Annotated in this window: 15 protein-coding genes and 1 riboswitch; of the genes, 13 read left to right on the plus strand and 2 right to left on the minus strand. The window is 41.9% G+C overall.

The annotated features are described in order from the left end of the window. Positions 1–779, plus strand: a 779-nt coding sequence (locus ACMZ6Z_RS07545; RefSeq protein ID WP_416131956.1) for an LPXTG cell wall anchor domain-containing protein, incomplete at its 5' end; no start/stop codon positions are given. A 109-nt stretch (positions 780–888) separates the two neighbouring features. Here the strand turns inward: ACMZ6Z_RS07545 and ACMZ6Z_RS07550 are convergent. Continuing rightward, entirely contained in the window at positions 889–1,701 is an 813-nt protein-coding gene (locus tag ACMZ6Z_RS07550) for a Cof-type HAD-IIB family hydrolase (RefSeq protein ID WP_416131957.1), read from the minus strand. Positions 1,702–1,904: 203 nt separating this feature from the next. Between ACMZ6Z_RS07550 and ACMZ6Z_RS07555 the strand changes: the two genes are divergently transcribed. The 6 genes from ACMZ6Z_RS07555 (at position 1,905) to ACMZ6Z_RS07580 (ending at position 7,495) form a co-directional block, all read left to right on the plus strand. Next, on the plus strand, positions 1,905–3,353 hold the full coding sequence (locus ACMZ6Z_RS07555) for an NCS2 family permease (protein ID WP_416131958.1): 1,449 nt from the start codon (positions 1,905–1,907) through the stop codon (positions 3,351–3,353). Positions 3,354–3,455: 102 nt separating this feature from the next. Next, complete coding sequence (tsaE, locus tag ACMZ6Z_RS07560) at positions 3,456–3,914, plus strand: tRNA (adenosine(37)-N6)-threonylcarbamoyltransferase complex ATPase subunit type 1 TsaE (protein ID WP_416131959.1); 459 nt, start codon at positions 3,456–3,458, stop codon at positions 3,912–3,914. Continuing rightward, positions 3,896–4,423 (plus strand): GNAT family N-acetyltransferase, encoded by a 528-nt coding sequence (locus ACMZ6Z_RS07565; protein ID WP_416131960.1) that lies wholly within the window; start codon positions 3,896–3,898, stop codon positions 4,421–4,423. The genes tsaE and ACMZ6Z_RS07565 overlap by 19 nt, the downstream gene beginning before the upstream one ends. Further along, entirely contained in the window at positions 4,420–5,646 is a 1,227-nt protein-coding gene (gene brpA, locus ACMZ6Z_RS07570) for a biofilm formation/cell division transcriptional regulator BrpA (RefSeq protein WP_416131961.1), read from the plus strand. Before ACMZ6Z_RS07565 ends, brpA begins: the two co-directional genes overlap by 4 nt. A gap of 355 nt (positions 5,647–6,001) precedes the next feature. Then, positions 6,002–6,199: riboswitch (FMN riboswitch) on the plus strand. A 72-nt stretch (positions 6,200–6,271) separates the two neighbouring features. Continuing rightward, positions 6,272–6,838 (plus strand): ECF transporter S component, encoded by a 567-nt coding sequence (locus ACMZ6Z_RS07575; RefSeq protein WP_416131962.1) that lies wholly within the window; start codon positions 6,272–6,274, stop codon positions 6,836–6,838. Between the two features lie 3 nt (positions 6,839–6,841). Next, positions 6,842–7,495: a phosphatase PAP2 family protein gene (locus ACMZ6Z_RS07580; protein ID WP_416131963.1), complete on the plus strand. Its 654-nt coding sequence runs from the start codon at positions 6,842–6,844 to the stop codon at positions 7,493–7,495. Between the two features lie 98 nt (positions 7,496–7,593). On the opposite strand, the gene ACMZ6Z_RS07585 is transcribed toward ACMZ6Z_RS07580, so the two are convergent. Next, positions 7,594–8,607 carry a YeiH family protein gene (locus tag ACMZ6Z_RS07585; RefSeq protein WP_416131964.1) on the minus strand — a complete coding sequence of 338 codons (1,014 nt, stop codon included), beginning with the start codon at positions 8,605–8,607 and terminating at the stop codon, positions 7,594–7,596. A 115-nt stretch (positions 8,608–8,722) separates the two neighbouring features. Between ACMZ6Z_RS07585 and ACMZ6Z_RS07590 the strand changes: the two genes are divergently transcribed. From ACMZ6Z_RS07590 to ACMZ6Z_RS07615, 6 genes are all read left to right on the plus strand, one after another. Beyond that, complete coding sequence (locus ACMZ6Z_RS07590) at positions 8,723–9,298, plus strand: tRNA (mnm(5)s(2)U34)-methyltransferase (RefSeq protein ID WP_416131965.1); 576 nt, start codon at positions 8,723–8,725, stop codon at positions 9,296–9,298. Further along, entirely contained in the window at positions 9,298–9,561 is a 264-nt protein-coding gene (locus tag ACMZ6Z_RS07595; protein ID WP_416131966.1) for a hypothetical protein, read from the plus strand. Before ACMZ6Z_RS07590 ends, ACMZ6Z_RS07595 begins: the two co-directional genes overlap by 1 nt. Positions 9,562–9,566: 5 nt before the next feature. Then, positions 9,567–11,633 carry a cation:proton antiporter gene (locus ACMZ6Z_RS07600; protein ID WP_416131967.1) on the plus strand — a complete coding sequence of 689 codons (2,067 nt, stop codon included), beginning with the start codon at positions 9,567–9,569 and terminating at the stop codon, positions 11,631–11,633. 499 nt (positions 11,634–12,132) lie between these two features. Then, on the plus strand, positions 12,133–12,765 hold the full coding sequence (locus ACMZ6Z_RS07605; protein ID WP_416131968.1) for a hypothetical protein: 633 nt from the start codon (positions 12,133–12,135) through the stop codon (positions 12,763–12,765). Between the two features lie 64 nt (positions 12,766–12,829). Beyond that, positions 12,830–15,490 (plus strand): valine--tRNA ligase, encoded by a 2,661-nt coding sequence (locus ACMZ6Z_RS07610; protein WP_416131969.1) that lies wholly within the window; start codon positions 12,830–12,832, stop codon positions 15,488–15,490. A gap of 82 nt (positions 15,491–15,572) precedes the next feature. After that, positions 15,573–16,094, plus strand: a 522-nt coding sequence (locus tag ACMZ6Z_RS07615; RefSeq protein ID WP_416131970.1) for a hypothetical protein, incomplete at its 3' end; no start/stop codon positions are given.

A 16,094-nucleotide genomic window follows, 5' to 3' on the forward strand; every position in this document is an offset into this window, starting at 1 on the left:
TAACAACTGATGAAGTTACAAACGATAAAGAAAATCAAGTTCGTAAAGTAACAGAAGTTGGCACAACAGCTCAAGAGCTAGGCAATGCGAAAAAAGCTGCTAAAGCTGCAATAGACGCTGAAGTCAATCGAGTGAAGGAAGCCATTAAGAATAATGACAACTTAACTCCAGCAGACCAACAACGTTTAGAAGCCGAAGCCACTCAAGCTGCCAAAGATGCTAAAGCCGCTATTGATGCTAAAGTGGCTAAAGACGGTGTGACTGATACCCAAGCTGCTCAAGTGGCGACCGTAACAGCTGTAGGCGACAAAGCAACAGCCCTTGGTAATGCCAAAGCTGATGCCAAAGCAGAAATTGACCGCCAGGCTGAAACGGCTAAGCAAGCGATCACCGCAAACCCTCATTTGACTGCCGAGGATCAAAACCGTCTCACGGCAGAAGTCACCAAAGCGGTAGACGCTGCCAAGGCTGCGGTTGACACTCACGAAACCCCTGAGACTGTCACTCAAGCTAAAGAAACAGGCACTCAAGGCATTGACGCTGTAGAAGGTAGGGCAGCTACACTTGGTAATATGAAAGCTGATACTAAGTATGTACTTGATACAAAAAAAAGGACGGCTGAAATTAATCGAGATAATAATTTTGCTAATTCTCGTTTGATACCTTTAGCTAAACGATTACCGAACACTGGTGATAATCAAAGTTCATCAATCATGATGGAATTATTACTACTGTTAGCTGGTATTATTGTATTTAAGAAGAGAAAAAAAGAAGATTAAGATTAAATAAAACCCTATTTTGACAATCATAAATGCTTCTAAATATCAAAAAAATAGAGACTCACTAAGTGGTCTCTATTTTTTAATGGTGACAAAAAATTTTTGTGGTTTACAAAAAAAGTTTTTCAAGCTGTTTGGCGACGCCATCTTCTTCGTTGGTATGTCTTAATTGCTCATTAGCAAATGGCAGAAGTGCTAAGTTAGCATTTTTCATAGCATAGCCAACCTTGGCATAATGGAGCATTTCGGTGTCATTATGCTCATCACCAAAAGCAATCAAATCATCAGGTGTTCTATCATAAACCTTTAAAAGATGGGCTAAGGCAAAGGCTTTATTGACTCCTTTGGGTGATACTTCAAGGATATTTAAAGGTCCACCCCAGGAGGCTACCTCAATGCCGTTTTTGAAGTGCTCACGTATGGTAGTTGCTAGGGCATACTTATCAGCAGCTCGTGTTTGCATTAAAAGGGCATTTGGGTTTTGTGTGATTTTGTCAGGTTTTAATCGCATTTGCTCTGTGATACAATCAACACCAAATAAAGCAGGCGTAATCTGCTCAGGATAATCAAGGGTAATAAAAAAGTTTTTGCGGTATTCACTAGCAATAAAATCAAGTTGGTAAAGCTCTCTAGACTTGAGTATCTCAAAGAGATAAGTTTTATCCAGTGTCACCGACTGCTCGTATTCCCATTCTTTACCAGGGATATTGATGAGAGAGCCGTTGAAGGTGATCATAGGAGTGTCCAAGTCAAGACGTTTGTAGTGATCAATTGCCATACGATAAGGTCGCCCAGTGGCAATGATAATATGATGGCCTTGTTTGCGAACCTTTTGGATAATGTCTACAGTATAGTCTGAAATAATATTATCACTATGAAGAAGGGTTCCGTCTAAATCAATTGCAATTAGTTTAGTAGTCATATGTTTATTATAACAAAAACCAAGCCACAAGGTAACAGAGATATCAAGAAATTTTATAGGATAGCTTCATGAAATGTTTTGTTCTGATATTTTGATTAAAAAAAGCGATCATTCTTGAAAAAACTTAGGATATACCATTGAAATGCGAATATTTATATGTTAAAATGTAAAAATAGTTCAATAAAAAGGAGTCTATTTTCAAAATGGAAAAGCTGTTTAAGTTAAAAGAACATGGCACGACTGTTCGAACTGAAATCATTGCTGGTTTGACGACCTTCTTTGCCATGAGTTATATCCTCTTTGTTAACCCATCTATTTTGGGGGCTGCTGGCATGCCCACTCAGGCAGTTTTTCTCGCAACTATTATTGCAACGGTGATTTCAACAGTGATCATGGGGTTGTTTGCCAACGTTCCTTATGCCCTTGCACCAGGAATGGGGCTTAACGCTTTCTTCACTTACACCGTTGTTTTTGGCCTAGGTTTTACCTGGCAAGAAGCTTTGGCGATGGTGTTTATCTGTGGCCTTTTCAATATCTTTATCACGGTTACCAAGGTTCGTAAGAGTATTATCAAAGCCATTCCAGTGAGTCTTCAGCATGCTATTGGTGGGGGTATTGGTGTCTTTGTGGCCTATCTTGGTCTAAAAAATGCCGACATCATTGAATTTTCGCTCTCAGCACAAAATATCGTGACTATCAATGGTGCGGCTCCAGATGCTGCTAACCTATCAGATGGTATCAATGCTATTTCAGCCAATGGTGGTGTTGTACCAGCTATTTCAACCTTTACCAATCCAGCCGTTATCTTGGCGATTATTGGTTTGTTTTTGACAGCTATTTTAGTCATCAAAAACATCCGTGGTGCGATTCTTATTGGTATTCTTGTCACAACAGTGATAGGCATTCCGATGGGTGTGGTTGATGTGTCAAACATTAATTTTGCAAACAATATCGGCTCAGCTTTTGCTGAATTGGGAACAACCTTTTTAGCAGCTTTTGCTGGTATGGGCTCTCTCTTTAGTGATTCAAGTCGCCTACCACTTGTTTTAATGACGATCTTTGCCTTCTCCTTGTCAGATACCTTTGATACCCTTGGAACCTTTATTGGTACAGGCCGTCGTACAGGAATTTTCTCAGCAGAGGATGAGGAAGCACTTGAGAATTCATCTGGTTTCTCATCAAAAATGGATCGCGCTCTCTTTGCAGATGCGATTGGTACTTCTATCGGTGCTTTATTTGGTACCTCAAATACGACCACTTACGTTGAGTCTGCAGCAGGAATTGCGGAAGGCGGGCGTACAGGTCTAACGGCGGTATCAACAGCAATCACCTTTTTACTATCGATCTTTCTCTTGCCAGTTATCGGTATTGTACCTGCGGCAGCGACAGCACCAGCACTGATTATTGTTGGAGTGATGATGGTGTCTTCTTTCCTTGATGTGGATTGGAGTCGTTTTGAAGATGCCCTACCCGCATTCTTTGCCGCATTCTTTATGGCACTTTGCTACTCCATCTCTTACGGAATCGCTGTAGCATTCATTTTCTACTGTTTGGTAAAAGTTGTTAAAGGACATTCCAAAGAGATTCACCCCATTCTTTGGGGAGCAACGGCTCTCTTTATCTTGAACTTTGTGATTTTGGCAATGCTCTAAGATCCTACATCATCAAAAAATCATCGGCTGAAGGACTGATGATTTTATTTTGTCATCAACCAATCATGGCAAAGCATCTTTTGATATGATATAATGAGGTCTATGTATAAGGTAACAAATGAGTCCGAGCTGATAGCTTTTGGAGAAAAATTAGGATCAATACTTGAGGCTGGCGATATTCTGATTTTGACAGGTGATTTGGGTACTGGAAAGACCACTCTTACCAAGGGCTTAGCAAAGGGGCTTGGGATTGACCAGATGATTAAAAGTCCGACCTATACGATTGTTCGTGAGTACGAGGGTAGGCTGCCTCTTTACCATTTAGACGTTTATCGGATTGGTGATGATCCAGATTCGATTGATTTAGATGCCTTTCTTTTTGGTGATGGTGTGACCGTTATTGAGTGGGGCGAGTTGATCAAAGAGCATTTGCCAGAAGCCTATCTTAGTATTGCCATCTTCTTTGATGGACAAGGCCGCCAACTAACATTAAGTGCCAACAATCTTAGGCATCAACAATTAGTCAGTGAGTTGACCCCCAAATGTCTCAAAAAGAGTTAATCATTGAAGAAGCAAAAGCATCAGACGCTGTTTTAATCAAACATCTTTTAGCAGACCTTAGCCAAGAAACGACTTTTATCACCAATGATAGTAAGGAAATGTCGCTTGAAGTTTTGGAAGAATCTCTCTCGATCAGTGAAGCAAGTCTTAATAGCATTTGCCTACTAGCCAAGCTAGAGGGACAGCTGATTGGGCTACTGAATGTTGTTGGTAGTGAGTCATCTTATACCGGTCATATTGGTGACTTATTTATTGCTGTCAAAAAAGCCTATACTGGCTACGGCATTGGGCATACTCTGATGGAGCTGGCCTGTGATTGGGCTCAGCATAGTCCTATGATAAAACGTTTGGAGTTGACGGTGCAAGCACGCAATGAGCGAGCTATTAAGCTCTATCAAGATTTTGAGTTTGAGATTGAAGGCGTCAAGAAAAGAGCGCTTCGACTAGATGATGGGAGATACATAGACCTGTTAATGATGAGCAAATGGATAGGTGATGATAAGGCATGAGATTAGGCAAAAAAATTGTATTGATGATGATGTTAATTGTGACGACAACAGTCGTTGCCATGGTGACTTATTTTGGGTCAGCTTACCTTTTTTCGACGGGGACGCTTTCAAAAACCTTTAAAACCTTTGAAGGGGAAAAAACCAGCGAGGCTGTTGAGAAGTTAGAGCCTTTTTCCGTGTTGCTGATGGGGGTTGATACTGGGACAGCAGAACGTTCGTCTACTTGGGAAGGTAATAGTGACTCGATGATTGTTGTTACGGTCAATCCTGATACTCAAAAAATCACCATGACCAGTTTGGAACGTGATATTTTGGTGCGATTAAAAGGGCCAGAGTCCAACCCTCAAAATGGTCAAGAGGCCAAGCTGAATGCAGCCTATGCTGCAGGAGGTGCTCAGATGGCGATGATGACCATTGAGGAAATGCTTGATATTGATATTGATTATTACATGCAGATTAACATGCAGGGCTTGGTTGATTTGGTGAATGCGGTGGGTGGCATCACGGTGACCAATTCTTTTGATTTTCCGATTTCGATTGCGCAAAATGAACCCAATTATACTGCTACAGTCGAGCCTGGCACTCATCTGATCAATGGCGATCAGGCCTTGGTTTACGCTCGTATGCGGTATGATGACCCAGAGGGTGATTACGGTCGCCAAAAACGTCAGCGTGAGGTGATTCAAAAAGTCATGCAGAAGGTCTTAAAACTAGGTAGTAGTGTAACTTCTTATAAGAAAATTCTAAAGGCTGTTGCTGGAAACATGCAGACCGATATTAAGATCAACTCTGCAACCATTCCTAGGCTACTAAGATACACAGACGCTGCTAAACAGATCAAAGAATATCAGTTAAGAGGAGAAGACGCTAATATTGGTGGCGGTTCTTACCAAATCCCAACGGCTAAAAGCCTCTTAACCACTCAAAATACCATCAAAGAGATGTTAGGCAAAAAGAAAAAAACTTTAGAAGAGATGACGACCAATGTCATTACTTATGAAACCTTATATGGTGTGACAGCTGATATTAGCCATTTATCTGGTGAAACAAATACTGGCTATATCGGTGATACTACCGTTAGCAATGACTTTTACCCCCACCCTGAGCCTTCTTATGAGAATCAGACACCTCAGACCTCTCCAGCGACTAACCCAGCTGCGGATACTTCTGGGGCAGAAGTGACTTATAAGGAATCCCTCCCCAATGCTGAGCCTACTCAGTAAAACAGACCATCTCTTATCTAAAAGCTCTGACTTGTGAATAGAGGTCTTAAGATTAGTAGTGAGAAAATCTCCGAAGGAAGAGAGTACTCACTGCTTTTTTTGTCTTAAAGTAGAGATGCCTTGTTAAGTTGTTGGGGTTTGAGGCGCTTGACATCGAGTATTGAAAATATAGTTATTTGAATCAAGATCAGGACATCGATGAATCGTTTTGATAAACGCTAATACTGTTAGCTATTCTATACTTTGTCCTAATCTATTTTCAATCCACTATAAAATCACCAAACCAAGAAAAAAGCTGATTCATCAACCTCAGCTCGAAAACCTTGCATAAGATTGGCAGGACATGCTATAATAAAGGAGTCTTCAGGGCAGGGTGAAATTCCCGACCGGCGGTGACAAAGTGTTTTTGAGGTTAGAAAGCATTGGTAGCAATCTTTGATGGCTATCCACATGAACTTGATAACCTATGAACGACACTATGAAGTCCGCGAGCGCAAGCTGATGTGGTGTGATTCCACAACCGACAGTAAAGTCTGGATGGGAGAAGACCGCTTTTTTTAGTGTCTTTGGGATGCCTTAAAAACGGGACCTTCTTTCAATTGATTTAAATTGGAGGAATTTTTTGATGTCTCATACGAAAACACGTCAGCTCATACTCATTGCTATTTTAGCTGCTTTGTCCTTTGTGCTTATGTTTTTTCAATTTCCGATTTTGCCAGCAGCTAGCTTTTTACAAATTGATTTTAGCCTTATTCCGATTTTATTAGGCTTGTTCTTGTACGATCTCAAAAGTGCTTATGCTGTTCTTTTGTGGCGTTCTTTGTTAAAATTGATATTAAACAATGAAGGACTGGGAGACTTGATTGGTCTCCCCATGAACATTGTTGCCATGGGGGTATTTGTGCTGGCTTTTGCCTTGGTTTGGAAAAAGCACCAAACCCGCAAGTCTTATCTGCTAGCCAGTATCTTGGCAACGATCTTCTTAATCATCTCAATGCTAGTCTTGAACTACGCCTTTGCCATTCCTTTGTATGCCAAGTTTGCTAACTTTGACATTGCAAAGCTGATTGGCATTGCCCACTATTTACTGGTGATGGTGATTCCCTTTAATCTTATTCAAGGAGTGATATTATCGCTAACGTTTGCTGCTGTTTTTCTGCTTTTAAAACCAGCTATTAAGCGATTGATCTAACAAATGACAACTAAACAACCTTATTTTTTGAGAGCCTCTATAGCGCTTGTCTTCTTTGTGCTTTTGGGTTATACGGTAAGATTTTATCCTGATACTCTGGTCGCCTTCGACGATACTATCCAGACAACTGTCCGTGGTTCTCTTCCAGATAGTCTAACTGCTTTTTTTAGTGCGGTGACTGTTTTGGGCAACACCTTAACCTTTGTTGGCGTCTTGGTGGTAGCTGTGTTATCCCTCTACTTGGTAAAAAAGTGGAAGACTGAAGCCATTTACCTGGGGCTTACTGGTGCGATAGCAGGTCTATTGATTGTTGGGGCCAAGTACCTCTATGGACGCCCTAGACCAAGCATAGAGCATCTCCTGCCTGCACATGGCTTCTCCTTCCCAAGTGGGCATTCCACAGGATCGATGATGATTTATGGTTTTATGCTGATCCTTGCCCACCAGCGGATCAAGTCCCCTGCCTTACGCTTGTTTGTGGAAATCCTTTTAGGACTTTTAATTGCTGTGATTGGCGTATCGCGTATTTACCTAGGGGTGCATTACCCAACAGATGTTATTGGCGGTTTTCTTTTAGGATTTGCCTACTTAAACATCCTGTTTCCCTTCTACAATAACAAGCGTTTTCAAGAGCGTTTTCAAGGAAAACAGCCTTAATATCAAAAAAGCAAATTTGGTAATCCAAATTCGCTTTTTATATATGGTGAAAATACGCCTTTCAAAACTGTTTTTTTTTTTTTTTTGGTCTGGAGGATTTACCAAAGTCCCAGAAGTTTTTGCAACAAGAGACTGACCGCAGAAACGGCTAGCCAACAAAAACTTCCCATAAGAATCGCTTTGCCCCCACGTGACCAGAGCGTTATCATATTGGTATTAAGCCCGATGGCACTCATTGCCACAAGAATCAAAAATTTAGATAAGGTTTTTAAAGAACTAGTCAGTGGAACTGGTAGCGGCACTAGCGTGGTGATCAAAGAAGCTAGGACAAAGTAGAGTATAAAGATGGGAAATACCTTGGTTAGCCGAAAGGTCTTTTGTGCCTCAGGTTTTTGGTGTTGCTGCATCATTTCATAAAAAGACAAGCCCAGAGTGATGGGAATGATAGCCAAGGTTCTGGTGAGTTTCACGATGGTTGCTCTATCAAGTGTATTGGCGTGGTAGAGATTGTCCCAGGCAGTGGCAGTGGCAGTGACAGACGAGGTATCATTGACAGCTGTACCAACAAATAGGGCAAAGCCTTCGTTTGATAAGCCAAGCGCATGACCTAGGCTCGGAAATAAGAGAGCAGCTAGGATGTTAAATAATAGGATAACCGAAATAGCCTTTGCAAGATCTTCTTCTTTTGCCTTAATGACGGGCGCAGTGGCTGCGATGGCAGAGCCACCGCAGATAGCTGTTCCGACACCGACCAGGATGGCGGTATGGCGGTCAAGGTTTAGCCATTTTGCCAAAGGCATGATTAGGACCAGAGCTGTTGTGATTGTTGCCAAGATGATGGGTAGAGACTGGGTGCCAACCACTAAGACTTGCTTGAGGTTTAAGCCGAAGCCTAGTAGGATAACGGCGATTTGAAGGATGCCCTTGGCTGAATAGGCGATTCCAGATTGGGTATGGGCTCGATTCCTGTGGCCCAAACCTACTGCCATGCCAATCATAATCGCTAACATCGGTGCTCCAAAGAGCGGTAGAGACTGGCCTAAAAACCAAGCACTGCTAGCGATAAACAGACAGAGGATGAGCCCAGGCAGGCGTGATAAAATAGTAGACAAACTTGATTCCTTTACGTGTTTTTGATTTAATTATAATAGTAAGTTCTCAAAATGTATAGCTGTAAGACTGTTTTTTTGGCAGATTGATGATAGGACAGATGAAGGAGATACCGTTATGAAACGACCGCTTGCCTTTTCCCATGATTTTTTAGCAGAGGTATTAGATGACCAGAGTGTTGCCCTAGATGCGACCATGGGTAATGGCAATGACACGGTCTTTCTAGCGAAACGAAGCCAAAAAGTCTATGCCTTTGACATACAAGAAAAAGCCCTTAAAAAAACAAGCCATCGCTTAGTGGAGCAAGGGCTTGATAATGCTGAATTGATCTTAGACGGCCATGAAAATTTAGACCAATATGTCGCAGAACCCCTACGGGCAGCTATGTTTAATTTGGGCTATCTGCCAAGTGCTGATAAGGCCATTATGACCAAGCCTCAAACTACTATCCAAGCCATTCAGAAAGTGTTAGAGCGTTTGGAAGTTGGTGGACGCTTAGCGATCATGGTTTATCCTGGTCATGCGGGTGGTGATGTGGAAAAAGACAGCGTGCTTGAGTTTGTCAGTCACTTGGAACAAAAGCTAGTCACCGTCATGCTCTATCAGGCCATCAATCAAATCAATAACCCACCTCTCTTAATCATGCTTGAAAAACACTCGTCCATCTCGTTTTCTGATGAGATATTGCTATAATGACAGACCAAAAAGGAGAAGACATGTCTCACCAATCCGTCACAGAATTGCTATCAACCCTACGCCACAAATACATTGACCAGCCAACATCAAAAACGCCTCATTTTGAGGATGCTCCTGATCTAGCCAAGCTCAAAAAGAAACTAATGGTCTTAGAAAAAGAAAAATGTCATTTGAAAATGACGCACCAAGATTGCCAAGCCATTGATCAAAAAATTGCCGACCTCAAAGACGCCTACGCCAAAAAGCACGAGGGAGGTTAGTCCATATGCCCTTATCTATCCTAGTGATTAGCTTTCTATTTTCATTAGTGGTCTCTAATGTTATTAATCGCATCTTCCCCAAAATCCCTCTCCCCTTGGTGCAGCTGCTATTGGGTGTGGCCTATGGTCTCTTTCAAGGAGGTCAAGGAATCGCCCTCAATCCAGCCCTCTTTTTGGCCTTTGTCATTGCTCCGCTTAATTTCAGGGAGGGTGAGGAGGCAGATGTTGGCAGCTTTCTCAAGCATCGCTCGATGATTCTCTACCTGATCCTCCCCGTGGTCTTTGTGACGACGATCTTGATTGGCATGATAGCCAACTATCTATTGCCCATTACCCTGCCTGTGGCTGCCTACTTCGCTCTGGGTGCAGCTCTAGGGCCGACAGATGCGGTGGCCTTTATTTCCATAGCCAGCCGTTTTGCCTTTCCAAAGCGGGCAGAAAACATCCTCAAGTTAGAGGGTTTGTTAAACGATGCGAGTGGCTTGGTTGCCTTTCAGTTTGCCGTGACAGCACTTCTGACAGGCTATTTTTCCATTGGGCAAGCCAGCCTCAAACTTGTCTTGTCCATCCTCGGCGGCTTTGCGATTGGGATTCTCTTTGCCTTTTTTAACCGTGTTTTTCTCTCGATTTTGGAAAAATTCGACGCAGCCGATGTTACAGGAGCCTTGTTGTTGGAGTTATCGCTTCCCATGGTGTCTTACTTTGTGGCAGATGCCTTAGGCGTTTCAGCCATTATTGCCGTTGTTATAGCGGGTGTTATGCAGGCAGGACGTTTGAGAAAGACGACACTCTTTGATGCTCAGGTCTATCGAGTCACCAATGTGGTCTGGAAAACCATCAACTTTATGCTAAACGGTCTTGTCTTTCTCATCTTTGGCTCTGAGTTGACGGCTATTCTAGTCCCTATCTTGACCAGCCCCAAGTACGGTAATGGCTACCTCTTGGTCTTGATCCTCAGTCTGACAGCTGCCTTATTTGTCGTGCGTTTTGTCATGATCAGCCTCTTTTATGCCTTGCAGAGCTGGTTTAGACCTGGCCTCTTTGGCAGATCTTTTAAAGATATATTGCTCTTAACTTTTTCTGGAGTCAAGGGAACGGTCTCCATTGCTACCATTTTATTGTTACCGCGAATGGAAAACCTGCAATATAGTTTTTTACTGTTCACAGTAGCTGGTGTGACCCTCTTTAGCTTTTTGACGGGGTTAGTGGTGTTGCCATTTTTAGCTCCAGCCATTGACAAGACTGTGGACCATGTCATGCGTATTTCCATCCTTACCAAAGTGTTAAGGATTTTAGAAGAAGATAGCAAAAAGAGACCCGATAAGGCTTCCCTTTACACCGTTATCGATAACTACAATACGCGTATTCAGCATTTGATTATAGAGCAAGAGCCTGCCAGTGTCAAGAAAGATCTAGCCAGCTTGCAACTGTTTATGATTGGCATTGAGAGTCAAGGGTTAGAATATGCCTATCATCAAGGGCAGATTGACCTCAAAGAGTACCGCATTTACCAAGGCTATCTCAAAATTTTGGAAAAGCAAGTCAACCGTAGCTTTGTCTCAGGCTTTACCTATGGTTTTCGGATTTTCATGCGCGTGGTGCGAGCGACCTTGCATGAGCTGGTGACCTTTGGTGCACGTCTGAGAGCCTTGAGTCACTTTCCCAAGCAGCGTGGGCATTTGACGGCTGAGAATCGTGAGCGTATCACAGATCTTTACCTGAAAAACACCGAGTTGATTTTAGACGCACTAGAGGATTTAGAGGGTTACTATAATCATTCGCTAGTGGATTACCTTCAGGATGCCCGTTTACGTGATGCGGCCTTGATCAAGTCAGGCTTGTTTGTGGAGCGTGTCATCATGCATAGGATTCCAGACAGTAACGATGACATTTTACGAGGTTATTACTTGGAGCGTAAAACCATTGCTGAGTTTGAGGCGAATGGCTTGATTTCAAAAGCCTATGCCCAGCAATTACGCAGCAATGTCAATGAGCTGGAAAGCTATTCCCTCAATGACACCACAACCAGTCTATCCTATGAATTTTTGAGCTTTATCAGCCAAAGACAGTAACAGATCAGACCTTAAAGACGAAGGAGAGTTTTTTTGCTTGTCAGTCATTGAATTTGCTATAGAAGTCTGTTATAATAAGCCTATCAGAGGTGTTTTGAAGCCCATTTGTCACAGGAAGCGGTGTTACTGAGAAATCCGCACAAATGTCAAAACTGGTTGCTGAGTTATCAAATTGTATAAAAAGAGCAGCGGGTATCAAACCCGAATGTGGGTGGTACCGCGGAATTCAAAACGAACTTCGTCCCTGTCTAGCGTGAGCTGGGCGGGGATTTTGACGTTTTTGAAAAAATGCGACAATCATTTTTTCAAAAAGAAAAGGTTCGGTAGGAGTTTCTTTGATGATAGACGAAGGTATTAATAACGATTAGTCAATTTGTTATGAAAATGGGATAGCAGAGTTAAAGTGAGTCTTTGGGTGGGTGGAGTAAGATACGGATGGGGTGAAGATAGAGGTGGTGGGGAGTAACTCTACTTAGAATATTTAGCAAAGGATATATTTATGAATAATAACAACGTTTTTAATGGTGGAAATAATATTGGTTCTGGAAATACTATTGTAAGAAATCAAAATATAAATAACATTAATAATTTTTATGGCGATAATCGAGACAAGCAGATAGTCGCTGAATATGAGGTAGAACCTCTTTGGAGAAGCCCGATTACAATGGCAGTTTTGACATGGATTAGTTTTATTCCTACCATTGGCTCCATTTTTTCAGTTTTTAAAGTTTTTGAACCAATATATGAAATCGTGAGTAAAGACTGGGATTATACGATTTCAAATTCAGAATATCAGCCATTATATGCATTATTACTAATAGTGAGTCTGATGACACTATCTCTTGTATTATATCTTCGAAAAATAGTAAAAAATCAAATCCGCTATCCTTTAAAGTTTGGGTATGCTTTGAGCGGGAAAGATAATAGACTTAATATTGAAAAGATTCAATCAGCTAACTGTTCCATCTGCAATGGTAAGATGAAATTTTATAATAGACCAACTAAATATGATACAGTTATTAATGAAAATGGTAAAAAAAAGATTATTGTAATAGAAAAAACACCAGCATTAGAGTGTTTTAGAAATAGTAAACATTGGTGTGAGATTGATCCTGCAGAGGATAAGATATAACATTTTTCATGGGATAAAATATTTAGAATAGGAATATAAAATTATTTGAAAAAGGAGAACTAAAATGAAAGAACTATCACCAAAATACAACCCAGCCGAGGTTGAGGCTGGGCGTTATCAATCTTGGTTGGACCAAGATGTTTTCAAACCATCAGGTAATCCTGATGCCAAACCTTATTCTATCGTTATTCCACCCCCAAATGTTACTGGTAAGTTGCACTTGGGACACGCTTGGGATACGACTTTGCAAGATATTATCATTCGTCAAAAACGCATGCAGGGCTTTGATACGCTCTGGTTACCAGGGATGGACCATGCTGGTATTGCCACTCAGGCTAAGGTTGAGGAGCGTTTGCGTGGTCAAGGCATCACACGTTACGACTTAGGTCGTGAAAAATTCCTTGACAAAGTTTGGGAATGGAAGGACGAGTACGCAGCAACCATCAAAGACCAGTGGGGCAAAATGGGGATTTCTGTCGATTATTCTCGTGAACGCTTCACCCTCGATGAAGGTTTGTCAAAAGCTGTTCGTAAGGTCTTTGTAGACCTCTACAAAAAAGGCTGGATTTACCGTGGCGAATTTATCATCAACTGGGACCCAGCAGCTAGGACTGCCCTCTCTGATATCGAGGTTATCCATAAGGATGTTGAGGGAGCAGAGCATTATTTCAAATACTTATTTGATGATGGCAGTGGCGATTACCTGACCATCATGACCACACGTCCAGAAACGATGTTTGGTGACGGTGCTATTGCAGTGCATCCAGACGATGAGCGCTACCAGCACTTGGTGGGCAAACAGGTTATCGTTCCTTTGACAGGCTACCGTATTCCTATTATTGCAGATGAGTACGTTACGATGGACAAGGGGTCTGGCTGTGTGAAAATCACGCCTGCTCATGACCCTAATGACTTTGAAGTTGGGCAACGTCACAATATTAGACAAGATATTATCATGGAAAAAGATGGTACCATGTCTAGAACGCATCGTGTTCCAGAGCGTTACCAAGGTCTGGATCGCTACGAAGCCCGTAAGCTGTACTTGAAAGATGCTGAGGAAGCTGGCTTACTCAAGGATATCAAGCCGATCATTCATGCTGTTGGCCACTCTGAACGCTCAGGAGCTGTTGTAGAGCCTTATCTGTCAACCCAATGGTTCGTTAAGATGGATCAATTGGCTAAGAATGCTATCGCCAACCAAGACACTGATGACAAGGTAGCATTCTACCCACCACGCTTCAATGATACCTTCATGAGCTGGATGGAAAATGTCCATGACTGGGTGATTTCTCGCCAGCTTTGGTGGGGACATCAAATCCCAGCTTGGTACAAGGAGAATGGCGACATGTATGTGGGCGAGGAAGCCCCAGAAGGTGAGGGGTGGGTGCAAGATGAGGACGTGCTTGACACCTGGTTCTCATCAGCCCTCTGGCCTTTCTCAACCATGGGTTGGCCTGACACAGACTCAGCAGACTTCCAGCGTTATTTCCCAACCTCAACCTTGGTAACGGGTTACGACATCATCTTCTTCTGGGTATCTCGTATGATTTTCCAATCTCTTGAGTTCACCGGACGTCAACCCTTCCAAAACGTTCTCATTCATGGTCTTATCCGTGACGAAGAAGGGCGCAAGATGTCTAAATCTCTTGGGAACGGTATCGACCCAATGGATGTCATTGACAAATACGGTGCCGATGCCCTTCGTTGGTTCCTCTCAAACGGTTCTGCACCGGGTCAAGACGTGCGTTTCTCTTACGAAAAAATGGATGCCTCTTGGAACTTCATTAACAAGATTTGGAACATCTCACGCTACATCCTCATGAACAATGAAGGACTGGACTTGGACACTGCTACTGACAAAGTTGCGCAAGTGGCTAGCGGTCAGGCTGGCAATGTCACCGATCGTTGGATTCTCCATAACCTCAATGAAACCATCGCCAAAGTCACTGATAACTTTGATAAGTTCGAGTTTGGTGTGGCGGGGCACATTCTTTATAACTTTATTTGGGAAGAGTTTGCCAACTGGTATGTTGAGTTGACTAAGGAAGTGCTTTATAGTGACAATGAAGAGGAGAAAGTGGTGACGCGAGCTGTTCTGCTTTACACACTTGATAAGATTCTCCGCTTGCTTCATCCAATCATGCCGTTTGTAACGGAAGAAATCTTTGCTCAGTATGCTGAAGGATCAATCGTAACAGCTGACTACCCTGTGGTCAATGAAGCCTTTGACAATGCTGACGCTCATAAGGGTGTTGAGAGCTTGAAAGACTTGATTCGTGCCGTTCGTAATGCGCGTGCGGAAGTCAACGTAGCCCCATCAAAACCAATCACTATTTTGGTCAAAACAAGTGACGCTGAGTTGGAAAGCTTCTTCACATCAAACGTCAATTACATCAAACGCTTCACCAATCCAGAAACCTTGGAAATTTCAGCTAATTTGACAGCACCAGAATTGGCTATGTCAGCGGTTATCACAGGAGCTGAAATCTTCTTGCCATTAGCAGACTTGCTCAATGTCGAAGAAGAATTAGTTCGCCTCGACAAAGAACTAGCCAAATGGCAGAAAGAACTCGACATGGTCGGCAAAAAACTCGGCAACGAACGCTTCGTCGCCAACGCCAAACCTGAAGTTGTCCAAAAAGAACGCAACAAACAAGCCGACTACCAAGCCAAATACGACGCGACACAAGAACGAATTGAAGAGATGAAGAAGTTGGTTAAATAGTACTATATAGACCATGAAAACGTTAGCAGAAGCTGGCGTTTTTTTGATATAATGAAAATGAATTTTATTAGAGGATTTAAATATGATAGATAAATTGATAAATATTTCTAAAAAATCATTTCATAATTTTTCATTTGATGAAAATCTACATAATTGCAATATATTTTTTGGAACAAACGGAAGTGGTAAATCGTCATTATCAAACTGGATTTCAGAAAATCATGAGTCAGTAAAAAGATTTGATACAGATTATGTCTTAAATAATATTTCTACAGTTGATTCACTATCTGGAATACAGCTATTGGTTGGTGCTGATAGAATTGGTATTGAAGAAGCAATTGAAAATATTAAGAAAGCAAATCTCAATTTAGTTCAGAATAATCAGGACATAGATAAGTTGATTGAAAACTATAAAAATGAAGTGTTTGAGTTTATGACTTATAGTCTTTCAGAAGCTCGTGAACTCTTTAGAATGACTAGACAGATTAATCAGAAACGCAATGCAAAGATAAATCCAATTGAGGCTCTTAAAGCATGGGCAAACGATATTATTGATGCTGATTTTTCAAAAATTAATTCCAGTGATTCAATTGAGTTGGAATTA

The organism is Streptococcus pluranimalium (assembly GCF_047785705.1).
Taxonomy (GTDB): Bacteria; Bacillota; Bacilli; order Lactobacillales; family Streptococcaceae; genus Streptococcus; species Streptococcus pluranimalium_A.